General features: G+C 45.5%; 18 protein-coding genes and 1 pseudogene. 8 read left to right on the plus strand and 11 right to left on the minus strand.

What is annotated here, in order from left to right:
- Positions 1 to 58 precede the first annotated feature (58 nt).
- The 7 genes and pseudogenes from NL646_RS03710 to NL646_RS03740 form a co-directional block, all read right to left on the minus strand.
- Complete coding sequence (locus NL646_RS03710; protein ID WP_005459709.1) at positions 59 to 856, minus strand: hypothetical protein; 798 nt, start codon at positions 854 to 856, stop codon at positions 59 to 61.
- Between the two features lie 176 nt (positions 857 to 1,032).
- Positions 1,033 to 2,136 carry an OmpP1/FadL family transporter gene (locus NL646_RS03715; RefSeq protein ID WP_253663869.1) on the minus strand — a complete coding sequence of 368 codons (1,104 nt, stop codon included), beginning with the start codon at positions 2,134 to 2,136 and terminating at the stop codon, positions 1,033 to 1,035.
- 116 nt (positions 2,137 to 2,252) lie between these two features.
- Complete coding sequence (vmeQ, locus tag NL646_RS03720) at positions 2,253 to 5,393, minus strand: efflux RND transporter permease subunit VmeQ (protein WP_005459706.1); 3,141 nt, start codon at positions 5,391 to 5,393, stop codon at positions 2,253 to 2,255.
- 10 nt (positions 5,394 to 5,403) lie between these two features.
- On the minus strand, positions 5,404 to 6,546 hold the full coding sequence (vmeP, locus tag NL646_RS03725; protein ID WP_005391278.1) for an efflux RND transporter periplasmic adaptor subunit VmeP: 1,143 nt from the start codon (positions 6,544 to 6,546) through the stop codon (positions 5,404 to 5,406).
- Positions 6,547 to 6,636: 90 nt separating this feature from the next.
- On the minus strand, positions 6,637 to 7,428 hold the full coding sequence (locus tag NL646_RS03730; protein ID WP_005479226.1) for a hypothetical protein: 792 nt from the start codon (positions 7,426 to 7,428) through the stop codon (positions 6,637 to 6,639).
- A 530-nt stretch (positions 7,429 to 7,958) separates the two neighbouring features.
- A pseudogene (locus NL646_RS03735) lies at positions 7,959 to 10,117 on the minus strand (prolyl oligopeptidase family protein).
- A 204-nt stretch (positions 10,118 to 10,321) separates the two neighbouring features.
- Positions 10,322 to 11,893 (minus strand): ATP-binding cassette domain-containing protein, encoded by a 1,572-nt coding sequence (locus tag NL646_RS03740; RefSeq protein WP_253663870.1) that lies wholly within the window; start codon positions 11,891 to 11,893, stop codon positions 10,322 to 10,324.
- A gap of 445 nt (positions 11,894 to 12,338) precedes the next feature.
- On the opposite strand from NL646_RS03740, the gene NL646_RS03745 reads away from it, so the two are divergent.
- The 3 genes from NL646_RS03745 (at position 12,339) to NL646_RS03755 (ending at position 15,572) form a co-directional block, all read left to right on the plus strand.
- Positions 12,339 to 12,764 carry a universal stress protein gene (locus tag NL646_RS03745; protein WP_005459700.1) on the plus strand — a complete coding sequence of 142 codons (426 nt, stop codon included), beginning with the start codon at positions 12,339 to 12,341 and terminating at the stop codon, positions 12,762 to 12,764.
- A 235-nt stretch (positions 12,765 to 12,999) separates the two neighbouring features.
- Positions 13,000 to 13,617, plus strand: coding sequence for an NAD(P)H-dependent oxidoreductase (locus NL646_RS03750; RefSeq protein ID WP_005459699.1), 618 nt, complete (start codon positions 13,000 to 13,002; stop codon positions 13,615 to 13,617).
- Entirely contained in the window at positions 13,614 to 15,572 is a 1,959-nt protein-coding gene (locus NL646_RS03755; protein WP_140082143.1) for a monovalent cation:proton antiporter-2 (CPA2) family protein, read from the plus strand. Before NL646_RS03750 ends, NL646_RS03755 begins: the two co-directional genes overlap by 4 nt.
- A gap of 108 nt (positions 15,573 to 15,680) precedes the next feature.
- Here NL646_RS03755 and NL646_RS03760 read toward each other — a convergent pair whose 3' ends face one another.
- The gene (locus NL646_RS03760; protein WP_005459692.1) at positions 15,681 to 15,974 is read right to left on the minus strand and encodes a hypothetical protein; all 294 of its coding nucleotides are present in this window, start codon (positions 15,972 to 15,974) and stop codon (positions 15,681 to 15,683) included.
- A gap of 244 nt (positions 15,975 to 16,218) precedes the next feature.
- Here NL646_RS03760 and NL646_RS03765 point away from each other — a divergent pair, with 244 nt between their 5' ends.
- Entirely contained in the window at positions 16,219 to 16,512 is a 294-nt protein-coding gene (locus tag NL646_RS03765) for a helix-turn-helix transcriptional regulator (protein ID WP_253663938.1), read from the plus strand.
- A 68-nt stretch (positions 16,513 to 16,580) separates the two neighbouring features.
- Here NL646_RS03765 and NL646_RS03770 read toward each other — a convergent pair whose 3' ends face one another.
- The 3 genes from NL646_RS03770 to NL646_RS03780 all read right to left on the minus strand — a co-directional run bounded on the left by NL646_RS03770 (position 16,581) and on the right by NL646_RS03780 (position 21,374).
- The gene (locus NL646_RS03770) at positions 16,581 to 17,930 is read right to left on the minus strand and encodes an alpha-amylase family protein (RefSeq protein WP_005479245.1); all 1,350 of its coding nucleotides are present in this window, start codon (positions 17,928 to 17,930) and stop codon (positions 16,581 to 16,583) included.
- A gap of 476 nt (positions 17,931 to 18,406) precedes the next feature.
- Positions 18,407 to 18,637: a PAS factor family protein gene (locus NL646_RS03775; RefSeq protein ID WP_005479230.1), complete on the minus strand. Its 231-nt coding sequence runs from the start codon at positions 18,635 to 18,637 to the stop codon at positions 18,407 to 18,409.
- Between the two features lie 286 nt (positions 18,638 to 18,923).
- Positions 18,924 to 21,374 carry a M9 family metallopeptidase gene (locus NL646_RS03780; RefSeq protein WP_253663871.1) on the minus strand — a complete coding sequence of 817 codons (2,451 nt, stop codon included), beginning with the start codon at positions 21,372 to 21,374 and terminating at the stop codon, positions 18,924 to 18,926.
- 533 nt (positions 21,375 to 21,907) lie between these two features.
- Here NL646_RS03780 and NL646_RS03785 point away from each other — a divergent pair.
- From NL646_RS03785 to NL646_RS03800, 4 genes are all read left to right on the plus strand, one after another.
- Entirely contained in the window at positions 21,908 to 22,888 is a 981-nt protein-coding gene (locus NL646_RS03785; protein WP_025510728.1) for a hypothetical protein, read from the plus strand.
- Positions 22,889 to 23,144: 256 nt separating this feature from the next.
- On the plus strand, positions 23,145 to 24,020 hold the full coding sequence (locus NL646_RS03790; RefSeq protein WP_253663872.1) for a hypothetical protein: 876 nt from the start codon (positions 23,145 to 23,147) through the stop codon (positions 24,018 to 24,020).
- 114 nt (positions 24,021 to 24,134) lie between these two features.
- Positions 24,135 to 25,025, plus strand: a complete 891-nt coding sequence (locus tag NL646_RS03795) for a hydrogen peroxide-inducible genes activator (RefSeq protein WP_017447896.1) — start codon at positions 24,135 to 24,137, stop codon at positions 25,023 to 25,025.
- A 239-nt stretch (positions 25,026 to 25,264) separates the two neighbouring features.
- Positions 25,265 to 25,735 carry a Dps family protein gene (locus NL646_RS03800; RefSeq protein ID WP_069527160.1) on the plus strand — a complete coding sequence of 157 codons (471 nt, stop codon included), beginning with the start codon at positions 25,265 to 25,267 and terminating at the stop codon, positions 25,733 to 25,735.
- The last annotated feature ends 39 nt before the right edge of the window (positions 25,736 to 25,774 follow it).

The raw sequence follows: 25,774 nt of genomic DNA on the forward strand, positions 1-25,774 counted from the left end.
ACAGGCTAGATTGTGTTGACGGACTGGACGTCACAAACGCATTAGCGCTGTGTTTCCATTATTCAAATTGATATTGGTACGATACCGCAACACGCTTGTCTGCTTCATCCAGATAGGTGTTGTTGTCCATGACAAACGTCATTACGTTAAACGAGTGGCGTTTGTTCACAAGGTAACCAAGGCCGATACCACCAAAGAAGCCTTTGTAGTTCTCTCCTTCACTGTTTTCTGAGCCGTAAGTGCCCGCTGCGAAACTGATTAACGTCAGTTCTTTGGTAAACGATTTCAGCGCAAATGCACCAACGTAACCGCTGCTGCCTGAAGAGCTCATCATATTGAAGCCATTCTCTGCACTTGGCGTGCCCGTAAAGTTAGGCTCGCTACAATGGCTACTTTCTGCACCGTCACAAACAGGAACATCACCAGTGTTGTACGTATAGCCTGCCATTGGGAAAATTTGGAAGCCTGCTGGCTCAATCCCGAAATAACTTAGCGGCATAAAGGTACCAACGCTGTAGTTGGTTTGATCCGCGCCGTTTACGTATTCATTTTTACCGAAGTTGAAGTTCACGATACCGACCGGAAACAACCACGAGCCACCAATACGCCACTCGCTCGCATCATCATTGATACGCAGGTTGATTTTGCGCGCTTGGTCAAGCGCAAGTGAGCCCGAGAATGAGATGTTTTGATCATCAAAATCGTAGTTGTTTGCGTACGACGCGCCAAATTTCGTGATGACTTTTGTTGGGTCATCCGCCAACTTGTTTTTATTGTCTTTTACTCGATGCTCGGCACCATGAGCCAGCGTACTGACCAACAAAGTCGTACACACTAACGCTAGTTTATTTTTCATTTTTTAGTCCTTTGAGATGTTGAATACCCGCACTTAGCTGCGCAGATACTTTTTGAATCATCACTCACTGGATGTGACAGAAGCGCCCTAACTACCTTAGATGGCGTGACAGCATCCAGTGCAGGTAGTTAGGGTAGAATGGCCTGTAAGGAAGGCGTTTTAGCGATTAGGAATGATTAGTTTTTCCAGTTGTAGCTCATGCTCATGAAGTACAGCGCAGGCTCATCAAAGCCAGCTTGGAAGAGTGGCGTTTCCGACGATTCCATCAAGATCGCTTCAAACGCGAAACCAATTGAGTTTTCTGAATCCAATTTGTAATCAATACCTGTACCAATGCGGTACGCCTTGCCAGTAGGAACGGTAATGTCACCGTTTGATTGGCTTTCATACATGCTGGTATCGAATGCAAAACCTGCATTCCACATCATTTTTTCATTCAGTTTGTACTGAGTACCCAATGCGATTTGGTAAGTGTCTTGTGTCTCTACATCGACCAAATCTGCAGCCTTAAGCGTGGTTGTGTATTCGCTCCAGTCTTGCCAGTTCACGTTCCACATCACTGCTAGGTCATCATTCACTTCGTGGTAAGCACTGAAGATCAGTTGTTGCGGAGCAATGGAGTTGCTATTGTCGAATTCAAATTCGGTTTCAGAAGAGTAAGACAGGCCAAGACGCGTGCCTGGTGTTGCCTCATAAAGTACACCTACTCGGCCGTTGAGCTGAGTATCTTGGTCTTCGTCATTGAAGTTCAAGGCTCCCTTCGTTTCCACTTCATACATACCGTACTGAATGCCAAGCGCCGCACCCACAGACCAGTGATCATTGATGCGGTAAGAAGCGGAAGGTTGAATGGTTAAGGCTTGCGTCGTTGCTGTAGGAATATCTAAATGATCACCCAAAAGACCTTCGTACTCGAGGCCAAGACCGTAGTTGCCATACAGACCAATACCCAGCGTCCATTTGTCGTTCACTTGTTGGCTGTAAAATGCCGACGCCATAGGAACAAAACCAATCACGTTGCCCGCATCGCCAGTCATCGTGTCTAGTTGCGCGTCACCGTAAAGGCCAATCAGGTTACCAGAGAAAGATTTACCAGAAACATTCGCCAGACCAGCCGGGTTTGCTGCCATTACTGAGGCATCTTGCGCACGAGCCGCCATACCAGCGGATGCCAAACCAATATCCGATGCTGTAGTTTCGTAAAGGTATAACCCACCCGCTTGCGCAGCAGCACACGTCAGTAGAGAGCTCGCTACGACGATTTTTGAAAGATTTTTCATGCTAAAACCTATTATTGTTAGGGGAACCCACGCTGCGACGGTGGTTGTATATCAATGAAAGGCATTGGCCAATCGCACACAGCGTGGGGGTGTTGTGGAGTCAGTTGAAATCAGCGTTATTGCTCGCTCACCTCAAGTTCAGTGGGTTTCTTTCGCTTAAACTTCTCGCGCAGAGATTGCATCATCACGAAGAACACCGGCGTCAGCAACGTGCCTACAAACGTAGAGAGAATCATGCCGCCGAATACCGCAAAGCCCAGTGAGTGACGAGATGCCGCACCAGCACCCGATGCAATCACCAACGGGAATACCCCCCAGATGAAGGCGAATGCGGTCATCTGTACTGCACGGAAACGAATTCGAGCAGCTTCTTTGGCAGCATCAATGATGGATAAGCCCTTTTCTTCTCGCAGAACTTTGGCAAATTCCACGATAAGAATCGCCACTTTGGCGGACATACCGATCAAGATGACCACACCAATCTGCACGTACAAATCGAACGGTTGTCCCACCAGCAGTAGCGTGCCCATTGCGCCGAGAATCGCGACTGGAACCGCCATCATTACCGCAGCAGGAATAGTCCAACTTTCGTACTGAGCCACCAAGAACAAGTAGGTGAACAGCAAAGACAATGCGAACGCGATTGGCGCCATGTTGCCTGCTTTCATCTCTTGGTAAGTCATGCCTGACCACTCGTACGAGTAACCACTTGGCAAAGATTCCGCAGCCAGTTTTTCAATGGCTTTTACAACATCACCCGAGCTGTAACCTGGAGCTGGCGCACCGTTCACGGTTGCAGAACTGAACATGTTGTAGTTCGACAAGGTATCCGGGCCGAAGATCGGCTTCACTTTCACTAGCGTTGCCAGTGACACCATTTTTCCAGAGCTTGAGCGAACAAACAGATGGTCGATGTCGTCGATGTTGTCACGGTATTGCTCTTCTGCTTGCACTTTCACTTGGTACGAACGACCAAACAAGTTGAAGTCAGAAATGTATGCACCGCCCAACTGTGCTTGCAGTGTGCTGAAGATTTCATTCAACGGTACGCCCATCGAAATCGCTTTATCGCGGTCAATATCGATGTAACGTTGCGGAATGTTCGCACGGAAAATCGAGAACGCACGCGCCACTTCAGGCAGTTGATTGATTTGGGCAACAAAATCAGCGGTTGTTTTTGCCAACTCTTGTGGAGAACGGCCCAAGTTGTCCTGCAGCACAAGGTTGAAACCATCCACCGCACCCATACCTTTGATTGCCGGCGTCGCGAAAACGAACGAAGCGGCATCTGGCGTTGAGTTCAGCATTTGGTTAACTTTATTCATCAATGCGCGTTGGTGTAGCTCCGGGTCTTTACGTTTGCTCCAGTTATCCAGTTTGATGATCAACATGCCCGAGTTTGGAATCGACGCCATGTTAATTACCGAGAAGCCCGCAACCGAAACCACGTTCTCCACACCTTCCATCTGTTTTAGCTCATCAACGTACTTCTTCATTAATGGTGCAGTACGCTGCAATGCTGCTGCGTCTGGCAAACGCATTTCGACCATGAACACGCCTTTATCTTCGTTCGGTACGAAAGAAGAAGGTACGGTCATGAACGCAAATGCCAGCACCGCAATAAGCGCGCCATAAACACCGATACTCAGCACAATACGACGGCTCAAGAAGCCAACTAAACCTTGGTATTTGCGCGTTATTGCTTCAAAACCTCGGTTAAACGCACGCAAAGGCGCAATAGGTTGCGAGTGAGTAGATTTCAACATCAACGCACAAAGCGCTGGCGTTAACGTTAATGCGTTGATCGCAGAGATCAGCACCGACACACAGATGGTGACCGCGAACTGGTTGAACATTCGACCAGAAATACCCGGCAATAGCGCAACCGGTACGAATACCGCCAACAAAATAAGCGTTGTTGCCAATACTGGCCCCGTCACTTCTTTCATAGCTTGGATCGTGGCCGGAATCGGGTCTAAATGCTCTTCATGGATAACCCGCTCCACGTTCTCTACCACGATGATCGCATCGTCCACCACGATACCGATGGCGAGGATCAAGCCAAACAACGAGATGGTGTTAATGGTCATGCCCATCACGCCCATGATTGCGAACGTCGCAATGATGGAAACCGGAATCGCTAAGGTTGGTATGATGGTCGCTCGCCAGTTCTGCAAGAAAACGTACACAACGAAGGTTACAAGAAGTACCGCAATCACTAGCGTCTCGTACACTTCATCAATCGATGTCTCTACGTATTCGGTAGAGTCATAAGCGATGTCGTAGACCAAATCATCTGGGAACGATTTCTCGTACTCTTTCATGGCCTCTTTCACGCGTTCCATCACGTCTAGCGCGTTCGCTGTCGGCAACTGGTACAAGGCCAGAACGGCGGCTGGTTCGTTATTCATACGACCATCAGCTTCGTAACCTTGTGCGCCAACTTCCACACGAGCCACATCTTTCAAGCGAATCAAAGAACCTTTCTTGCTCGCGCGGATGATGATGTTCTCGAACTCTTCTGCAGAAGTAAGGCGGCCTTTGGTTTGCAAAACATATTGATATTGCTGGTCACCCGGAGCTGGCATACCACCGATCTTACCCGCCGCCACTTGGATGTTTTGCGTTTTAATTGCGCCAATAACATCGCTAGCAGAAAGCTTCAAGGTGGCCAATTTATTTGGGTTCAACCAAATACGCATTGAGTAGTCTTTCTTACCCAGCAGCGTAATGTCACTCATACCTTCGATACGTTTTAGACGCTCAACGATATTGAGATCCGCGTAGTTAGAAAGGTAGATACTGTCGTAAGACTGTTTCGGAGAACGCAGTGTGATAACGCCCAGCATGTCGGAAGATTTCTTCTTAACCGTCACACCGATTTGGTTTACTTCTTGTGGTAGAGACGACGTCGCCTGTGCCACCAAGTTGTTCACACGAACCTGTGCCATATCGCCATCTGCGCCCACTCGGAAGTAAATACGCAATGTGTATGAGCCATCGTTACCAATCACAGAAGACATGTAAATCATGTCTTCAACGCCGTTGACTTTGGCTTCTATCGGTTGTGCTACGGTCTTTTTAACCACGTCCGCGTTTGCACCCGGATACATGGTGCTCACCGTAATTACCGTTGGAGAGATTTGAGGATACTCAGAAATTGGCAAGACTTTCAGGGCGATCATACCCATCAATGTCATCGCCAGTGAGATCACCAAAGCAAACTTCGGCCGGTGAATGAAAAATTTACTTAACATCAGTACTCACTCAGCCTTGTTCACTCTGTAGTTCAACGTCTTTCACCGTTGCACCCGGACGCACTTTTTGTAGACCATTGACGATGACTTTTTCGTTAGCCGCCAAGCCAGTCAGCACAGCACGTTTCACACCGTAGGTCTGACCAAGTTCAACGTTACGACGAGACACCACGTGATCATCACCAACCACCATGACGTAGTCACCCGCTTGGTCTTGCTGAACAGCCGCCGATGGGATAAGCAAACCATCAATGGTTTTGTTGCGCAGCTTGATGGTCAAGTTGCCATATTCACCCGGCATAAGTGCGTAAGTTGGGTTATCGAATTGTGCTTCTGCTCGAATTGAGCCTGTTTCTAAATCGATCTTGTTGCCAACGGCGTAGATCTTGCCATCAAGCGGATACAATGAACCGTCTGAAAGCGTCAGTGTTAAATCAACATCCAGTTTGTCATCGTTACGATGAGCCACATCAATCGCACTTCTTACGCGGCGGTAGAGCTTCTCATCCACATCAAAGCCAAAGCGAATTGGGTCAATTTGAGTGATCGAAACAAGAGGAACGAGTTGAATTTTCGAAATACGGTCACCCACTCGGAAGTTGCTGAAACCCACGCGGCCAGAGAAAGGAGCACGCACAGAGCTAAATTCAAGATCGAGCCTTGCTGAAACCAGCGTCGCTTTCGCCTCTTCTACCGAAGCAATCGCTGCGGCGTGCGCAGCAATGGCGTCATCGTATTGCTGCTCACTGATGCTTTTATCTTTGATGAGTTTCTTCACACGTTCTGCATCACGCGTAGTTTGAACGAGTTGTGCTTTTGCTTTTTGCAACGACGCTTTTGCATACGCCAGTGCCGCTTTGTAAGGACGGTCGTCGATTTCAAACAGCAATTGGCCTTTTTCGACCATATCGCCATCTTTAAAATGAATCGCGGTTAATTCGCCACCGACTCGAGGCATAATATCAACGTCATTTACCGCTTCAGTTCGACCGATAAAAGTATGATAAGGAGTGATTTTTGTTTCGGTTAGGGTAACGGTTTCAACAGAGGGTGCTTGGGCAGTTTTCGTTGCGATATCGCCAGTTTTGCATCCTGATAGTAATGCAGAAGATATAGCAATAGATACCAACGCAAATTTATATTTGGCTTTCATGATAAACCTACTTTATGTAGAAAGTGCCCTAGCCTAAATATTTAAATATATGGATAAACGCACTTTCTATTCTGGAAATAAACGAGGGAGTTAGAATTGGTAGTTAAATTCGATACGGTGATCACCATCACCGAAATTAACGTGCTCATTCCAGTTTGCAAAGTAACGAATATTTGCGCGAGGATTAATTTGATAAGACAACGCAAACTCATGAGTTAAGATATTATCTTCACCCGCGTAATAAGTATCTTTATATTGACTAGACCCTGACAATGTATGCATATACATTGGGTTGTAATTAATCCAGATTTTATCGGTTAATTCAATTTTTGAGTACATACCGACAACGGTGAAAGTACCTGGAATTTCGTAACCTTTGTCATCACCACTAAAATCATTAGCAATAGTGACACCCGCCCCAGCTAAAGGAAATAGCTGCAACATGCCAAACTTAGGTAGGCCTTGAATAAAGCTATAAGATGCATCTAATTTATCGTTATCAACATCGTAGTTTACATCCAATTGACGGCCTAGACCTTTTGCGACTTCTACTTGGAAATTACGTAGTCGGAAAGAGTCAATGCTGTCATCAACATTGGCATACATTGGATCGTCATTGTCGCGAATGCCAAATAGCTCACCACCAATGCCTTTCATTTCGATGATGTTCATCGCCATGGTGCCAGGCTGGCTAGATTGGTAAGTTTGACCTATTTTGATGTTCGCGCCTTTGTCAGTAATACCAAAGCCCGCTTGGGTGTAAACCGCAAGTGGGTCAGACATATCTTGTAGTTCTTCGTCATTATTTGTCTGAGCATAAGCAGAAGACGCGAGTTGAAGGGCTGCTGCCATGATAACAACAGACGGTTTCACTAAATTCATAAAACTGTATCCATTTTAATGATTATAAAATTATTCACGTCATGAGATCATCATAAATAGCAAGCAACACAACTCGCTTTGGATAATATAAATTATCAAAGCAAATTTAATAATGACGAAACATTAGACGTTTTAATTAAAATAAAATAAAGCGTCGTAAAAGTTCAATCACTGCTACTTATATCTTATATAACTTGAAATTTGGTAAGCTTTACGAAGAAGGGAATATTAAAACTTATGAAAACTCAATTATCATTAGAACAAATGATTAATTAAATTTACCATATAAATAAGGAGTGCAATGGTGTTAGGTGATCGCGATCAAGTTTTATTTGTATCGTATATTACTCTTCAGGTAAAGAAGAGAGTTGTAATAAATTGCAAATACCTTAATTTAATTAGCCTTGCGGTCAATTTAGAATAGTTACTCCACAATAAATTGAAAGGAAATCACACTCTGTGATCTCCTTTTATTTTCGAGTGCAAAAGCACCAATGCATTTCGTTAACTAAAAACGCAAACGATTCGCACTATTGCAGTTTCTCTATCCCCATATTGAACAGTGCAAAGCTATAAATATCTGCATTTGTCTCAATTATTTTACGCGTTGGTGTGCCAGCACCATGTCCTGCATTGGTTTCGATGCGAATCAAGGTCGGATTTGAACCCGACTGTTTTGACTGCAACTCAGCAGCAAATTTGTAAGAGTGAGCAGGAACAACACGATCATCATGATCACCCGTTGTAATCAATGTCGCTGGGTATTCCACCCCCGCTTTTACATTGTGCACTGGCGAATAACCTTTCAGATATTGGAACATCTCTTTACTTTGCTCTGCCGTACCGTAGTCATACGCCCAACCAGCACCTGCGGTAAAAGTATGGTAACGCAGCATGTCCAGTACGCCGACTGCTGGCAGCGCCACTTTAAATAGCTCTGGACGTTGCGTCATAACTGCCCCCACTAACAAGCCACCATTCGATCCACCGTTAGTGGCTAACTTGTTTGATGACGTTACCTTTTCATCAATTAAAAATTCAGCCGCCGCAATAAAGTCATCAAACACATTTTGCTTTTGCATTTGAATGCCAGCGTTGTGCCACTCTTTACCATACTCCCCACCGCCACGAATGTTCGCTACCGCGTAAACACCACCAAGCTCCAACCAAGCCGCACGTGTCGGGCTAAAAGATGGTGTGAGGCTGATGTTGAAACCACCATAACCATATAGGATGGTTGGTGCACTGCCGTCCATCGGTGTCCCTTTTTTATAGGTGATGATCATCGGCACTTTTGTTCCGTCTTTTGAGGTGTAAAACACCTGGCGAGAGTCATACAAAGCTGGATCAAATGGCGCTTTAGATTTGTAGTACACCTCGCTATCACCACCTTTGATGTTCAGACGATACGTAGTGCTGGGCATCTTGTAGTTGGTGAAAGAATAGTAGACTTCGGTTTCATCTTTTTTACCCGAGAAACCGTATGCGCTGCCAATATCAGGCAATTTGATTTCTCGAATGAGTTTACCGTTCATGTCGTATTGCTTCACCATCGAGATCGCATCAACAATATAACTCGCAAACAAGTTGCCACCCGCGGTAGAAACGCGTAACACGTTCTTTGTTTCAGGGATCAAATCTTTCCAGTTTTTGGGCTGCGGCTGACTCGCATCCACCGTCACGACGCGTTTGTTTGGCGCATTAAGGTTCGTAACCAAGTACAGCTTCGTGCCTTGGTTGTCTATTACCCAAGTATCAGAACTGGTGTTATCTAAAATGGTTTTAAGCGGACTGTTTGGCTTACTCAGATCTTTAAAGAACAGTTTGTTACCCGTGTCGATACGCTGGCTGAGATAAACAAGTAGCGTTCATCATCTGACGTATAGCCGCCAACATAACGGTATTTCTCTTCCTCAAACCCGCCGAAAATCAGCTGGTCTTCACTTTGCTTCGTCCCAAGCTTATGAAAGTAGAGCTTGTGTTGATCTGTCTTCGCGGAGAGTTCACTCCCCTGTGGCTTGTCATAACTTGAGTAATAGAAACCTTGATTGCCGAGCCAACTGATGCCGCTGAACTTAATATCCACCAGCGTTTCACCGACTGGCTTTTTGGTTTCTGTGTCTAACACAATGACTTTGCGCCAATCGCTACCGCCTTCCGAAATGCTGTATGCGACCAAAGAACCGTCTCGTGAAAAGCTCACTCCCGCTAACGACGTGGTGCCATCCTCACTAAAAGTATTTGGATCGAGGAAAATTTCTGCGTCACCATCACCTAACTGCCGATAAAGCACATCTTGGTTTTGTAACCCGTCATTTTTGTAGAAATAAGTGAACTTACCCTCTTTGAACGGTTGGCTTTGCTTTTCGTAGTCCATGAGCTTAGTGATGCGCTCTTCAATCTGCTCGCGGTAAGGGATTTTCGACAGATAATCAAACGTCACTGCATTTTGTGCCTTCACCCATTCTGCGGTTTCTGGGCTGAGATCGTCTTCCAACCAACGATAAGGATCACTCACTTTTGTACCAAAGTAGTCATCGACAACATTCACTTTTTGTGTGGTTGGGTACGTGATGGCTTTCGGGGTTACCTGTTCAACCGACGATTGCGCCGCTTCATTTGCATGCGCCACAGACAACACACTTCCGAGTGCGAGAGCCGTTGCGAGTGCTAGGGTGTTCTTTTTCATGAAATTCCTTTTTATTTTTCTGTTGTCTTTTTGTGCAATACATCAGAACTCTACTATATATCGACAAAATGAATCTAATTTCATTAAACGAGTTGTGAAAGCCATCCTAACTCCCTCATTTCCTGCCAGTTCTACAAACCAGTAAGTGGAAGTGTAGAACTTGGGAACAACACTGAAGAGCTACGATGGCGTTTACTCTTTCGTCTAATTCAGTTCGATTTGACGCAAAACCCCAGACTCAGAAGCGAAATCTTGGTCGTGACTAATCAGAACAAATCCACCTTTGTATGTATTTAACGCCTGACTAAGCATTATTTTTGACTCGAGATCGAGATGATTATCTGGCTCATCAAGCAGCAGCAAAGGCTGGGAGTGTTGATGGCTGACGATCAGCATTGCGAGCTTCATCTTCTCGCCACCACTTAGTACGCATCCCAACCGAAACACAGCGTCTCGACGAAAACCGATCCCCGCCAATAAGGTTCTCGCTTCACTTTCCGTCATCTCTTGGCAGGTCTCCATTACGTTCTCAAGTAACGAAAGATTTGGATTCACTGCGCCAAAGTGTTGGTCGAGATAATACAAGGGTGTATTCACTTGCAGCTCACCACTGAGCAACGACAACTCGCCAAGCAACGTCTTTAACAAGGTTGACTTTCCGCATCCATTTTTCCCTTTGAGATGGACTTTATCGTTCGCAAAAATCTGCAAAGTGATAGGAGTAGAATCCCCAAAAGGCAATATACCTTCTTGTATCGACAACACTTTTCTCGAACGGTTCGGATTATCTGCAAGATAAAGCTTTTGCGCTTTGAGCTGCTCATGTCGCGATTGCAACGCCCGCTCTTTGGCTTGTAAATGCACTTGTCTGAGTTGCTCATTCTTATTGCGATTTGAGGCGCTGGCGGTCGCGCTATCCTTTTTGCCATCAAGCAAAATTTTGGGCTGACTGCCGTCTTTGCGCAGTTTGTTCCCTTGCGCGGCGCGTTGGTCTGCTTTTTCGCGATTTTTCTGGGCTTGCTCAGCTAACCGTTTTTTCTGTTTATCGACCTGCGCTAACTGCCTTTCGACCGCTTGTAGCTCAGTGCGTTTTTGCTCGGCATACACGTCGTAATTTCCACCAAAAACCTGTAAACCTAGGCCCGAGAGTTCCCAAATTTCCTCCATTGCTCGCAGCAGCTCACGATCGTGACTGATGAGTAAAATCGCGCCGCCGAAATGCCTCATAGACTCTATCAACCATTGTTTCGCCTCGGTATCGAGGTGATTGGATGGCTCATCGAGAATCAAAAGTTCCGTTTCGTTTTCAAACAATTGCCATAACTGCATACGCGCCAACTGACCACCGCTGAGCCGAGCACAAGAGAAATCAGGGTCTTGCGGCAAGCCCATCGCAGCAAGCTGCTGTTTGAGTTTCAGTTCAATATCCCACTGTTCGCCAACCAGTTCGAACCAATGCTCAGAAACATCACCTTGTTCAATCTGCTTTAAAGCATGCAAGACCGAGTCTGTTCCCAGAAACTGGGCGATCGATTGCTGACCTGAGAGCAAATCAGACGGCTGCTGGCGATACATCATGAAAGAAGAGGGAGAAGTCACAACACCGCTGGCAGGCTGAGTTTCGCCCGCCAAAATGGAAGCCAAAAGCGACTTACCGATGCCATTGCGCCCAACCAAACCAACACGTCGTTTAGTCATGGAACAAGAAATAGACTGGAATAGCGTCTCGCCATTATCAAACTGATGGCTAACATTAAAAGCTTGTAAAACTGGCATAATTTGCCTCCTGTATGACAGGGACAACAGCCGTAGCTATGATTTGAGATTGCAACAAAACGCGTGCACAAACGCATTAAGCTTTATGTAAAGCTCGACGATAAACGTCAAATAAAAAATTTGTCTTGTTGCAAAGAAATATCGGAAAGTGAGCTACGCCTACTAACCCTGCTGATCCAAAAAATAAGTAAAAATATGGATGACAGGTTTAGTTCTTCATGTTGGCGTAATCTCCTAGAGAAATGATGCGCAAAGTGTAGCGGCTTTTTTGTTCAAAAAGCAAGCTTTCTAACCAAATGAGTACAAAGAGAAAGTTTCACAGCAAGTTGTTATATCGTATTAACTTTCTAACAAAACTTTGAACAATTTCGAGATCTTATCAACACAATTTTTGCCCAAGCCATACTATGCTTAGGGTAAAGATAATCCACATAAGGGCGTGGTTATGAAATACAAACATATCCTTGTTGCACTCGAACTGTCAGATGAAAGCACCGTGCTTATCGACAGAGCGGTATCAATGGCAAACTATCTCGACTCCGATATCTCCTTTATCCATATTGATGGTACGCACGGAGAAATCTATCGCGAGCTTGTAGACATTAAAGAGAACCCGGATCAAAGGCCGTTGAATGAGCATTCAATGGAATGTTTAAGAACATTCAGTGATTACATGGACTACCCACTTAAACACTTCTTTGTAGGTACGGGTGATTTGGCTGATAAACTGGAAGTCACCATTAAAGAGCAAGAAGTGGATCTGTTGATTTGTGGTCACCACCAAGATTTCTGGAGCAAGATCATTTCTTACTCAAGACACCTAATCAACAAATCACCCGTTGATATTTTAGTGGTGCCTATTCACGAATAAATTGGCGTGATCATGAAATAGCCCCACGGGCTCAGAGAACTTGTCTCATTTTATAAAACCACCAACTTGTTTGGTGGTTTTTTATTAATACTTCATCAGTTTATCTATTCCTACATGGTAGATAGGTTAACGTTTATGCGTTACATTTTGTAACTGACCGAGACGGACATAGCGCGTCAGTCTCTTCACCCACCTTCTCCATTCGGATAAGGCCATGCTGAAAGCAAGGATCCCTATGACAAATAAAAAAGTACTGATTCTCTTTGCTCATCCTTCCCAGCATCGTTCAGAAGTGAATACTCCACTTTTCAAAGAAGCTCAAAAAATCGAAGGCGTGACATGCGTTGACTTGTACGGTGAGTACCCTCGTTTCAACATCAATATCGACCGAGAACAACAACGCCTTCGTGAACATGATGTGGTGATTTTCCAATTTCCGCTTTACTGGTACTCAACACCAGCGATTTTGAAAGAATGGCAAGATTTGGTGTTGGAATACGGCTTTGCATACGGCACCGAAGGAACCGAACTGCAAGGCAAAACCATGCTGTGCGTGCTTTCTGCCGGCGGCAAAGAAGAAGCCTACAAAGCCGAAGGCTACAACCATTTTACGATTCGGGAACTGCTCGCTCCTATCGAGCAAATGTCCGCACTCACGGGCATGCACTATATTGCGCCTCTTGCTTTGTTTGGTTCGCGTACCGCAGCCGAAGAAGGTCGTATCCCGCGCCATATTGAACGCTATAAAAAGCTCTTAACGGCACTGGTCGAAGACCGATTGGATGTCGAGGCCGCCGCTTCGCTCATTAAACTTAACAGTGCATTGCCGGAGCTCATCAAGGAGGCGTCATGACAGGAATATTCTTACAAGCCTTTGTGTACCTTGTAGCCGCCGTTATCGCGGTTCCGTTAGCAAAACGCTTAGGTTTAGGCTCTGTACTGGGCTACCTAATTGCCGGCGTGGTGATTGGCCCAATTATCGGCCTAGTAGGCGAAGAGACCACAACCATCCAACATTTTGCGGAATTTGGCGTTGTAATGATGCTGTTCCTTGTTGGTTTAGAACTCGAACCTAAAATGCTGTGGGCGATGCGTAATCGCTTGATGGGGTTAGGTGGCTTGCAAGTTGGCGGCACTGTCGCCGCGATTATGGGTATCGCCTTGTACTTTGAGCAGCCTTGGACGATTGCTCTGGCGATTGGCCTAATTTTCGCGCTGTCATCAACCGCCATTGTGCTGCAAACCTTTAGCGAAAAAGGGCTAACCAAAACAGAAGGTGGTAAAAACGCGTTTTCTGTTCTGCTCTTTCAAGATATCGCTGTTATCCCGATGTTGGCCTTTATTCCATTGTTGGCCCTGCCGGAGTTAGTCGAACAAGCACAAAATGCCGTTCAAACTGCTGCGCAGCATCATGACGATTTAAACCTCGTGGCCGATTTGCCGGGCTGGGCATACGGAATTGTCATCACTGCATCGATTGCGATTGTTGTCGTTGGCGGACACTTTTTAAGCCGCCCGTTACTTAAGTACGTGGCTAGCTCTGGTTTGCGAGAAATCTTTACGGCGACCGCGCTCATGCTGGTGATTGGCATCGCTGCACTGATGAGTTTAGTGGGCTTGTCTCCTGCGCTTGGAACCTTCTTGGCTGGCGTAGTATTGGCAAACAGTGAATTCCGCCACGAGTTAGAGTCCAACATCGAACCATTTAAAGGTTTATTGCTGGGTCTGTTCTTTATTACCGTTGGCGCGGGAATCAACTTCTCGGTTCTATTTGGTGATTTCTGGCTGATCATGGCGCTGACCATTGGCGTGATGGTATTGAAAGCCTTGGTGCTGTTTATTCTCGCGCTGATATTTAGAGTGAAAGGCAGCAACCGCTGGCTGTTTACCCTAAGCTTGGCTCAAGCGGGTGAATTTGGTTTTGTGTTGCTAAGCTTCTCTGTGCAAAACCACGTCATTCCGCTTGAACTCTCGCAAACTCTTGCACTGGTGGTTGCGATTTCAATGTTCCTGACCCCGGGCTTGTTCATTCTGTTTGATCGTGTGATTTTGCCTCGCTTTGAAACCCAATCAAATGAACGCGAAAGCGATACGATTGAAGAAACAGGCACAGTCATCATTGCTGGTATTGGCCGCTTTGGTCAGATTGTGAATCGCCTATTAGTATCGAACGGCGTAACAACTGTAGTGCTTGACCATCAAGCCAACCAAGTCGATAACATGCGCCAGATTGGCACTCGTGCCTATTTTGGTGACGCAACCCGACCAGATATGCTACACACGGCAGGTATCGAGCATGCGGCTGCGTTGGTCGTCGCGATTGATAACCAAGAATCGAGTGTGGAACTGGTGAAATACGTGAAGCACACGTACCCGAAAGTGAAAATCATCGCACGCGCTTTCGACCGCGGTCATGGTTACTTGTTGCGTCAAGCTGGCGCAGATGTGATTGAATCGGAAACTTATCACTCGGCACTGGAAATGGGTGGACACGCCATGAAAGCGTTAGGCATTCACCCATTCTTTGTTGAACAGCAAAAAGACACTTACAAGCGCGTAGAAGCTCGTAAATCTGAAATGTTATACCAAGCGTGGGAAGACGATTCGGAAGGTGAGCGCTTCGATAACAACTTCCGTGAGCTATTCATCCAGCTCGAAGAGAAAATGGCGGAAGAGATGCGCAAAGATCGTCACGATAAGTTATCGCGTTCTGAACGTGGCTGGACGCCACCGCCAAAAGGTTACGCTGAAAACTTTGACGGTGAAAACGTGCAAGATATTACGCCACCAAAAGAAGAAGCGATTTAACGCCAAAACAGAAATACAAAAACCTCCCACCATTGGGAGGTTTTTTTGTCGGTTGTACGTCAGCACGCCGCCCTAAATCACCACAGTGACTTTCATCCATAATGAAAGTTACATGAGGTCATTCATCAAAATCTCATACTCTTCATTCGCTTCTTCAACTAGATGAGAAAGCTCTAACGCGTCGGTAACTGCAAGATTGAACTGCCACGGGGTTGCGTCTTCTTTGCCACAAATTCGAGTTTCACATCCACGACTTTCAAAAGACAAATCATCAAACTCGGTCGTATGACGCTCTTCAAGTTCGATAATTTCAACTTCCAATCTTCCAACAGGGTTTACTTTAACATGCGCGTGTAACTCTGAACTGCTAGACAAACAATAATCTCGATGAACTGCAATCATGGCCGCCTCCTTGTTCTGCCAACTAACAACTCATCAAAGAGTGTAGGAGAGGAAGTTTAAACGTGGGGTGAAATAATAATGAAGATTGATCTGTCTCATTGGAGGAGACAATTTTTGTCATCACAGTATGAGTCGGTATGAAACTCGCCTGAAATCACACAGAGTCAAACCAGAAAAGTTGGCATTCAAGGCGAGTTTCCCTATTATCGAAACACATTTAACGTTGGTCAGTTTAGAGGTCAGTATGGAGCTAGAAGCCGTCGCTAAAGCATTAAAAGAATTAGGGCACCCTACCCGTCTATGCATTTATAAAGAAGTCGTTAAAGCGGGCTACAAAGGCATTGCGGTAGGCGGTGTGCAAGAAAAACTCGGTATTCCTGCATCCACACTTTCTCATCATATTTCCAGTTTAGCCTCTGCAGGACTCATTACTCAGCGCCGTGAAGGCCGTATTCTTTTTTGTGTTGCTGAATACGAATGTTTGGACGATGTCATCGACTTTCTTCGTGCCGAATATTGCGTGAATGAATGCCAATAACGTCTTTGACGATTCAAATAAAAACGAGCTCCTATTGAGCTCATTTTTATTGTCTTCTGCCGCCGCTTTTATTTTTGCACCAATAACATGAACGACTTTGCCGGAACCTTCAGTTCTATCCCGGCTTTAACGCTTTGATCTGACATCAGATCGAACCAATCACACTCTGTCTTTAGCGATAGCGATTGTGCGCGCGTGGATTTGTTTAGCACTACAATGCCTTTCTCTCCGCGTTTTAGCACTAGCATATCGTCATTCCCTTCCAGTACCGTCATTGATTCGCCATGAGTCACATTATGGAACGCGATCATCTTCGCCATGCGCGGATCATTCCAAGCGTCTTTCCATCTTGGCTTTCCGTTTTTGTTCTTAATGCCGCTGGTATCCAAATCGGTATAAACCAAAGGCACGCCGCCATCGCGACCAAGAATGTAGGCATAAGCGATCCACTCATCCTCTTCATCCATTATCAAATCGAGAAAGACGTCGTTGTTGGGAATATCATGCGTCACCACAAAAGTGATGGCTCGACCGTTTGAAAGCGCTTGGCCAAAACAGTAAGGGTCAATCAGAGACTTGAAACTGCCTTTTTTTGAAAATGCTTTAAAGATGGTCGAAAACAGCGGGAAATCATACGCACCTAAACGGGTTTCTTGTAAATACGGCTCAAGAAACAGTTGATACTCTTCTTCTGTTGCACCGCCATCGGTAATGATTTCCCCAAAAATATGCACGTCTTGGGTTATGTCGTCTGTCCATACGCGTTTTAAGTGTTCAAGCGTCATGTGCTTCGCGGCATCAATACGGAAGCCTTTCACACCTATCGCTTTCAATGCTTTTAGGTAAGCTCGCTGCTGCTCGACAACATGTTCACAAACGCGAAGAGTTGGTAAACCAGGATCGGTTGGCCCACCTGTAATTCGGCCATTTTGGACCTGCCATTTATCTTTCCAGTCTTTGATGCCAAACGCTTCAACAAAATCTTCTTCGCTAAATAGCGGCTTGGATAAATCGCCGAAAAGCTTTAAAGACTGGTATTTATGTTCGTTTTGTCGGTATTGATCTAATACGTCCTGACGAGGATATTGCAGATCACGGCGTAAATGTGCTTCGTTAGCCATGTGGTTAAACACCACATCGGCGTACACCAAAACGCCTACGCGTTCGAGCTCGCGAACCATATAGATGAAGTCTTGGGTGTCACCGAGCGCGTTGTCGATAACACGGTAATCTTGTGGTTGATAGCGCTGCCACCAACGTTCATCGTGGGCGCTTTTCATTGGTGGCGAAACCAACACCGAGCCATAACCTAGCTCGTGGATTTCATTTGCTCGTTGGGCAATGTCAGCGTACTTCCAATCAAAGGCGTGCAAAATCACGTTTGCACCTGCTGATTGCGTTTCCTGTAAGCCACTCATGTTGTTCTCCTACTCGTTTCCACTCACGATTACTTGTTTGGTTGTTTTGTGTGAATGAACTCAATAGTCGAAATTATAAAAGCTATTCGCGATACGCCCTCACCCTTTTGCGCTTAACTCAAGGCTGAAAATCAAGGCGTAGATACGCCCTGCCTAGCACAATGAGAGTCTGTGAATCTCCTCCAGTCGATGACAGCTCTTGCCATCCGCAAACAAGATACCACTAAGCCATTGTTTTTATTTACATAAAATCCAAAAACAAATTCCAAGCAACAAAACCTTATGTACGCCCTAACCCGCTCGCTGTAAATGAGTAGGTTATAAAATGCGTTGACGTAACAAATAGTTAAGAAAAGCAAACTGGCAACTAGATCACGTTTGGTGAGAAGGGATTGGCGTCGAAAAGTGTGTTGAGGAAACGCAGAGACAAAAACGGCCCTTGGGGTATTGGGCCGTGATAAAGACAACGAAGTAGATTAGCGTTCTGGTGTTTCCAGAAGTTTAACGGCGCAATCCACAGCGTTGTTGATACCTTGACTGCTCTCAAGCTTACCTGAACTCGCAGGCCCAAGGGCACAAGAGTACAAAGCCAGTTGCTTATCGAACGGCAGATCCAACTGTTCATATAGGTTTTGTCGGATACGTGCATGTTGTTCTGGTTCTTGGCTTGCAAGGCTAATCAACGTGTCATAAATAAGCGTTTTCATGTCATTCCCTTTAATTTTATTGCACGGGGTGCATATATATTGTATCCGTTTAGAAACCACAAATCAGAAGCTAGGTCACAGAACGCGGCGCTAAAAAAGATTATGTGAGAAGGATATGCCAACACAAAATTGAGACGCTTTCGACAAAAATTGACAGATACATCTCGAAATCATGCAAACGTTTGGCATTTAACACTGTTTGAATACAACCAAAAGCAGGAAAAACGAACACGCCGCCAAAAATGGCGGCGTGTTTTTTTGTGTTACGAAACTAACTTAACGTCGATTAGAAGAAATAAACCAGCATCTCTACATCATCACCTTGTTGAGGAGCTTGAAGAGAAAAGTGCACATAGCCCGCTTCAGTCACTGGGATAGCAAGGTATTCATTGCTGCCCGCGTAGTTTGACGCGTACTCATGTTGCTCTGCTGTCGGCCAGTGTTCTCGGCTTGCGTACAAGTCCACATTACCTGCGCCGTAAGGGTCGTTCGCATTTGATTGGCTCGACATCCAAACGCGTACTTCTTTCACGCCTTCAGGCACATAAACAGCGGCATAACGCTGCTGATGAACCGTTAGCACTTTCGCTTCTCCTGATTCCAAAACCACAGGAGCTAAATCGTCTTGCACTTGTGTTGGTGGCGTTTGAGCTTCAACTTCTAAAGCTGCCACAAGGTTTACGGAGTCGTAGCTATCACGCCCTGTTAAACTGATGTAGTAACGGCCAGCTTTAACGTAACCATTTTGCTCTGGCGCAAATTGAATCTCTTCATTGCTACCGTCCGCGTACTGGCTCATTTCGAAGTCGTAGTAATGCGCCACTTTGTTGTAGCTCATGTAAAGGTCGGCATCACCCGCTCCTTCAATAGAGACATTAAAGCGAACGGTGTTAGCAGGCACGTCAACGTAGAACAGTTTTTCGCTGTATGCTTCGCCACTCAGTTGAAGGCTTTGGTTCGCCGCCAGCTCCGTCACTTGCACTTCAGGATCGGTTGGTTCGCTTGGCTCTTCTGGGTCCGTTCCTGGTTGCTCCGGTTCAACTACCGCTTCTAACGTATCCAACCAACGCTCAAATTCCGCATCGTATTGTTGACCAAGCACAGTAACCTGCTGCGCCCATTGTGCAAACTGACCTGAACGAGACAACGCCAACAAGCTCTCTACATCTTGAGGGTGGTTTTCTAGCATGAAGCGAACCGCCAAGTAGCCCCAACGGTAAATGCGGTTGCTATCGTGCGAGTATGTGGTGTCAAACACGGTTGAAAGGCTCAGTTTGCCACTTGGGATCAGATCGATCGCGGCCTTGTAACCTTGTTTGTAATGCATGTATTCCGCAAAGCCTTCCAGCCACCAAACGATATGACCATGAGCTAAGTTGTCGCTGAATGAACCGTATTGGTTGAAACGTGCATCCAAGTAGTGAGTGTACTCGTGCTCAAGGTTCAAAATAGATAGATCTTCGCCATTCGCGTAGCGATAAGCCACGAAACGCGCCGTATTATCGGCTCTTGACGGAGTCCCCTCTAAGTACTGACCGCCGTTATCCGTTGTATTGCCAAACAGGAATGAAGAGTAATCAACGTAGCTGTCGTTGCTTGCAAACACCGCGACTTCAACACGATCGTTCAAGTCATCCGCCACTGGTTGATTACCAGTATTCGCAACTTGATGGAAGTCTGCTTCTTTCGCAGCAAGCACTTCACACGCTTTCGCAGCTTGAGCATCGGAGAGATCTTCAGAGCGAATGATGGCAGGTCCCTGACATTCGAAACGATTTGGCATCACGCGTGCTGCTAGATTTTGCTTCGCTTGCTCTAGGTTTAGACCATTCAAACCCTCAGGTGCGTAGTAACTCATCATCTCAACGGCGGCAAGCCACAGTTTGTCGTGCTCACTGCCCAATGGGTAACGCTGCATCACTTGTTGCATGACAGCCAATGCTTTGCGTTTGGTTTCTTGATCTGGGCTCGCAAGTAGACGACCAGTTTCACGTAATGCATTAAAAACGATAAAATTTGCATCTGTATCTAACGCCCATGCATTGTCAGAAGCGAATCGCGCTAACGTATCAATATGGTGAGTGTTGTTTGCCATGTAGCGGTAGAACGCATCGTTCGCCGCGTGACCTGCCATAGAGCGGAACAAGTTGTTCAGGCCATCAACCCATTGGGTATCTTTCGCGGTGTCACGGTTAAAGTGCATCAACGCGGCCATCATGCTATCCATGGTCAGCGGCAACTGCTTCACGTTATCAACCATCAAAGTCAGGCTCTTCATTGCACCAACTTGCTCGCGACCTTGCTCCAAAGCATGAGGGTTGTTAAGGAACAGGTTCGTTGACTGAGCAAAACGCTGACTCAATGCTTCTGAAAACTCAGGTGTGCCAGTGCCAGCGTTGTAACGAACGTAATACGCCGCACGAATAAATTCGCCTAGATTTTCTAGAACGCGAGCTTGTTCTGCTTCACCACGATAGCGTGCAATTTCTTGATCCAACGCGACTTGAATGCGACTTAAACTTGCTTCGCTATAAATATCATTCAGCGTTGCTGACGGCGCAGAGAACCAAGCGTGGTAGCAATCATATTCAGCGCCAGAAACGGCAGCGGCCAAATCACGTGATTGTTGTAAATCAGCAACAGCACACTGATTTTGGGCAAAAGAGAAGCTAGAAACACTCGCTAGCATGCAAGCAAGCGCCAAACGATGACGCGGGAAAAAACGGATATGAGACATAACAACACTCATTGATTATAAAAATAAATTGAGTGGGGTTTATATTCCTTACAGCTCAAACAGTGAAATCAGTATCATAAAATTTATGAAACCGATCCCAAAAATAGACTTATTACTCTAATTTAATGGGACCAATCCCACACAGAAAAACTCAATAATTATTAATAAAAACATTAATTTACCTTTTTCTAAATAAGTCAATATGAGTCAAAAGTGACTCAAAAAATGAAATTTATCGCACCAGACCAAAAAGTTAGTTATTAGCTCAAATGAGAACCATTGAAAACGAGTTTTCATTATGAGACATGAACCAAATAAGCATCAAAACACATATCTGAGAGCAATAGATGATGGTAAATTCTCGCCACACGTCGTGCCTAATACTCTATTGCATAATGACATCATCCTTTTTTGTCGAAACGTAATATCAATGAGAGTAAAACCTGCATCGAGCAAATCACGGCACTGAACTAGGACTACATATCCCCTTCCATCACACCAGAAAGAAGTGGGACTTAAAAGGATCAGAAACCATGTCACTTTGGGGATTTTTAGGAGCGGGGCTTGCTTACTTATTAATGACGTTTGCCTTTGTTTTTGGCGGCATTTTTTGGTTATGTGCGGAAGGTAATACATTAAGAGAAACAAAACGCCAATCATCGATAATGTCAGGGATTATTGTTTGCACTATGGGAACTTGGGTGATTGCATTTAGTATTTATATTTACGGTTACTTTTGGGATAACTCTTCTCACTATTATTTTTACTTGCTCGCTCCATGGCCTCTTGCCATTGTAGGCATAACACTTCGTAACCATTGGGTTAGCCAATACGCAAGTGTAAAACAAGAAAAAAATGAAAAGTGGCAAAGGCACTGGAGAGAGATATTAGGCGAAGATACTGAAGATCTTCCACCGTATCGATATGACTACGGGCTCTACTCAGGCATTTGGCAAGCCAATGAAACACTCAGAGAGCAGTGCTTTGCAGCGCTTACTCACGGGAATTCAGTCTATGAGAGAGTAAAGGCTTTTCAAAAAATGGCTACTCACGAGCACAACACCGATGATCAAATTTTGCTGAGTAAACTCGCCCAATTAGAGAATGAAATTATCCAAGCACTGGAACAACACTCGCAAAAAAACGTAAGTATTGAAACAGGCTCTGGTACTTTATGCAAAGAGTCAAAACACAATGTTTATCGCCATGAAAATGGCCCAACAGAAGAGCAACTGTACGACTCAATCAACCTCCAACATGATTTGGATCGAGAGCTACGTAACATTATCTATGGCAGTCTTGGTGACGATGGCTTGGATGAATACTTTTTCCTCCGAGCACCACTCGAAGAGCTTACCGAGAATGAAACCGCAATCAACTGGATGCTCTGGGGTTTAGTAAGCAACCATTTTGACGTTGACCCATACCAAACGGCGTTGGAGCTCAATTTAATGAATGCGGAACCAAGATGGGGACAAGATGAGCGGTTTGTGGTGGTAACAACGGCAGCTTGAACGACTTTACGCGTTGATTACTAGACGCCCTCAAGCTGAAAACATTGCTCTGCCCGATAAACAACCAACTTATTGACTACAAGCTCATTTATCATAATCGAGATAAGCATAACGTTGCTCATCAAGTACTTAGGAGGCGCATTCGTCACGATCTCATCCAGAGCTTTTATCGGCTTCATGAAACATCGTAAAGAACTGTGCTTCCCATTTCTGCGTATATACTTTCTATCAACAGATGCCTTTTCAGAGAGTAGTTATGTTAGAAGAACGACTTTATGAACGTTATCTGCCTGGGTACTTAGAAAGTAATAGTGAAGAAGAAAAGCAGCGCCTATGGCAGCAAGCTGACCCTAACACGATTTATCAGCTCAATAGCGAATTACAAAAACTGCACGGCGAGGGTAACGACCTCATATCTTTTAGTGACCCCCATCGTTCGCACCTCCCTATCACCGCTTGGCCGGACATGCTATCGGCCGACATTGCCTTTTGGCGCAAGCACCAACACTGGTTGTTGCAAAGTAATGACCCTGTCACTCCAACTAATGAAGACGACTTGAGCGTCAATTATAAAATTCCGCTCAATTACATCAACCAATACAATGGTGAGCATTTACGCCTGTTCTACGGGTCTCGCCTCGTTTATGCGAGATTGTTCAGCGCCCTGCACTACATTTTGAATCACGTTAAATCGGTGATCGAAGATTGGAGCCACGATCGCTACCCCTATCAGTTACCCATAGAACTGTACATATCAACGACAAGTGAGCCGCAATCGGCAGTACGAAGTACATATCACCATTTCAATAGTGCTAACTATCAATCACTTAAAAACTATTTCCAGCAGCGCTATTCAAGTTGGATTGAAGAGCAATATCTCAATTGGATGTTCGAGCTCAACACACAACTTAATCACCAAACCGCCGCCACTTACATCATTGAATACGAGGATGAACTTGGCATTCCGCGTGTCGACTTTATTTGCAAAAACGAAAACACTTTGCGGATGATTCGCCCCGCTCATTTTGTTGAAGACATGCGACAAATGGTGAGCTCGACCGATTATCTTGATCACCAAGTACAACAAGTCGCGCTCAGAATCGAACGGCAATGCCGAGCGAAAGGATGGTAGATAAAGGCAGGAACAACGTTAGGGAAATTCGAACAACAAAAAGCCATCTTCTAAGCTTGATCATTAGAACGAGAAGTTTGAACGGCGAGAAGACTCAACGGATGGATAAACGCTATGCTATCGATAAAACAATTATCTTATGCCTTGGCTGTCTCAAAAACGCTGCATTTTCGTAAAGCAGCAGATTTGTGTCATGTTCGCCAATCAACGTTGAGCACAGGCGTCAGTGAACTGGAGCGTCAGCTAGGCATTAAGATTTTTGAGCGGGACAATAAAAAAGTGCTCGTCACGCCACTTGGTCGTGAGGTTTTAGACAAAGCCAGCAACATTATGCTTCAACTGGAAGACATGGCACACCTCGACCACAGTTGCGGCGAACCTTTTTGCTTTCCGTTGTCCATAGGCATGATCCCGACCATTGCACCTTATCTTCTGCCAAAGTTGTTACTCACCTTAAAAGAGCAGTACCCCAACGCGAAAATAGACATCGTCGAAGAACAGTCGCATGTCCTTGTCGACATGGTTCACAGCGGTGAGATTGACGCGGCCGTGCTGGCCATCCCCTACCCTTGTGACGGCTTGTTAACGTTAGAGTTTTGGCAAGAAGACTTTTACTGGGTCGCGCTCGATGGGCAAATGCACACAGACAAAAGCAGCATTACGTCCGAAGAACTACAAGAAACCAACCTCATGCTGCTTAAAGAAGGCCACTGCCTCAAAGATCATATTTTGGATGCCTGCCGCCTCTCTGAACAAACCTCCAATCAGGAATACCGTGCCACCAGCCTAAACACGTTAATTCAAATGGTAATGAGTGGAATGGGCACAACCTTGATCCCGGAAATGGCACTGGAACAGCTCGTCACGCACTACCCAGTATTATCGGCAGTGCATTTAAATGAGCCCGGCCCTCACCGCAGAATAGCCCTCGCGTTTCGCCCAAACTATGTGGACGTTTCCAGTCTCGAAGCGCTTTCCCGTATCGCGAAGCAATCTCTCAAATAATCTCGAAATCAAAATCGTTTAAACCCAGCAGCATACCGTTACCTCGGTGTGCTTTGTGTGCTTTGTAGGCGTTGATATTTGCTATAGACAACGCCTTCCATTCAGTAATCAAAATTTCCGAACGTTACATTCATTTTTATCATTTTTACAAATCAGAACATCTATCCAATACTTTTTTTAGTTGTTTGCTGACGGCTTATAAAAAGTCGTGAAACCAGATGGAATGAGAGGAAGCTAGCATGACGCACATCGATATCGGCATTGATAGAGAGCACCGATTAAGCACCGCAGAGGGCTTGAAGCAGCTCTTGGCAGATTCTTACACGCTCTATCTGCAAACGCACAACTTCCACTGGAATGTGGAAGGCCAGAACTTCAGAGAACTGCATCTCATGTTCGAAGAACACTACACCGAACTTGCGACGGCTGTAGACGAGATTGCCGAGCGCATACGCACACTGGACGTTCCCGCACCCGGCACGTTTAAAGAGTTCGCCAAACTCAGTGTAATTGAAGAGGTTGAAGGCGTTCCAAGCGCGACGGAAATGGTCGACATACTCACACACAATCACGAACAAGTCGTAAAGACCGCGCGTAAAGTGTTAAAGCTAGCCCAACAAGCGGATGACGAATCTAGCGTGGCGTTGGTGTCGGACAGAATGCGCATCCATGAAAAAACAGCATGGATGTTACGATCGCTGCAGAAATAACGCCGAGCGAAACAACCTAAGGATAATGCTCTGTATTAA

This window comes from Vibrio sp. Y20_XG_PY13, assembly GCF_024181925.1.
In the GTDB taxonomy this organism is placed as follows: domain Bacteria; phylum Pseudomonadota; class Gammaproteobacteria; order Enterobacterales; family Vibrionaceae; genus Vibrio; species Vibrio parahaemolyticus.

What these genes read in the sequence shown, in the direction of transcription:
- NL646_RS03710 (WP_005459709.1), bottom strand. Translation starts at nt 856, where the DNA reads ATGAAAAATAAACTAGCGTTAGTGTGTACGACTTTGTTGGTCAGTACG.
- NL646_RS03715 (WP_253663869.1), bottom strand. Translation starts at nt 2,136, where the DNA reads ATGAAAAATCTTTCAAAAATCGTCGTAGCGAGCTCTCTACTGACGTGT.
- vmeQ (WP_005459706.1), bottom strand. Translation starts at nt 5,393, where the DNA reads ATGTTAAGTAAATTTTTCATTCACCGGCCGAAGTTTGCTTTGGTGATC.
- vmeP (WP_005391278.1), bottom strand. Translation starts at nt 6,546, where the DNA reads ATGAAAGCCAAATATAAATTTGCGTTGGTATCTATTGCTATATCTTCT.
- NL646_RS03730 (WP_005479226.1), bottom strand. Translation starts at nt 7,428, where the DNA reads ATGAATTTAGTGAAACCGTCTGTTGTTATCATGGCAGCAGCCCTTCAA.
- NL646_RS03740 (WP_253663870.1), bottom strand. Translation starts at nt 11,893, where the DNA reads ATGCCAGTTTTACAAGCTTTTAATGTTAGCCATCAGTTTGATAATGGC.
- NL646_RS03745 (WP_005459700.1), top strand. Translation starts at nt 12,339, where the DNA reads ATGAAATACAAACATATCCTTGTTGCACTCGAACTGTCAGATGAAAGC.
- NL646_RS03750 (WP_005459699.1), top strand. Translation starts at nt 13,000, where the DNA reads ATGACAAATAAAAAAGTACTGATTCTCTTTGCTCATCCTTCCCAGCAT.
- NL646_RS03755 (WP_140082143.1), top strand. Translation starts at nt 13,614, where the DNA reads ATGACAGGAATATTCTTACAAGCCTTTGTGTACCTTGTAGCCGCCGTT.
- NL646_RS03760 (WP_005459692.1), bottom strand. Translation starts at nt 15,974, where the DNA reads ATGATTGCAGTTCATCGAGATTATTGTTTGTCTAGCAGTTCAGAGTTA.
- NL646_RS03765 (WP_253663938.1), top strand. Translation starts at nt 16,219, where the DNA reads ATGGAGCTAGAAGCCGTCGCTAAAGCATTAAAAGAATTAGGGCACCCT.
- NL646_RS03770 (WP_005479245.1), bottom strand. Translation starts at nt 17,930, where the DNA reads ATGAGTGGCTTACAGGAAACGCAATCAGCAGGTGCAAACGTGATTTTG.
- NL646_RS03775 (WP_005479230.1), bottom strand. Translation starts at nt 18,637, where the DNA reads ATGAAAACGCTTATTTATGACACGTTGATTAGCCTTGCAAGCCAAGAA.
- NL646_RS03780 (WP_253663871.1), bottom strand. Translation starts at nt 21,374, where the DNA reads ATGTCTCATATCCGTTTTTTCCCGCGTCATCGTTTGGCGCTTGCTTGC.
- NL646_RS03785 (WP_025510728.1), top strand. Translation starts at nt 21,908, where the DNA reads ATGTCACTTTGGGGATTTTTAGGAGCGGGGCTTGCTTACTTATTAATG.
- NL646_RS03790 (WP_253663872.1), top strand. Translation starts at nt 23,145, where the DNA reads ATGTTAGAAGAACGACTTTATGAACGTTATCTGCCTGGGTACTTAGAA.
- NL646_RS03795 (WP_017447896.1), top strand. Translation starts at nt 24,135, where the DNA reads ATGCTATCGATAAAACAATTATCTTATGCCTTGGCTGTCTCAAAAACG.
- NL646_RS03800 (WP_069527160.1), top strand. Translation starts at nt 25,265, where the DNA reads ATGACGCACATCGATATCGGCATTGATAGAGAGCACCGATTAAGCACC.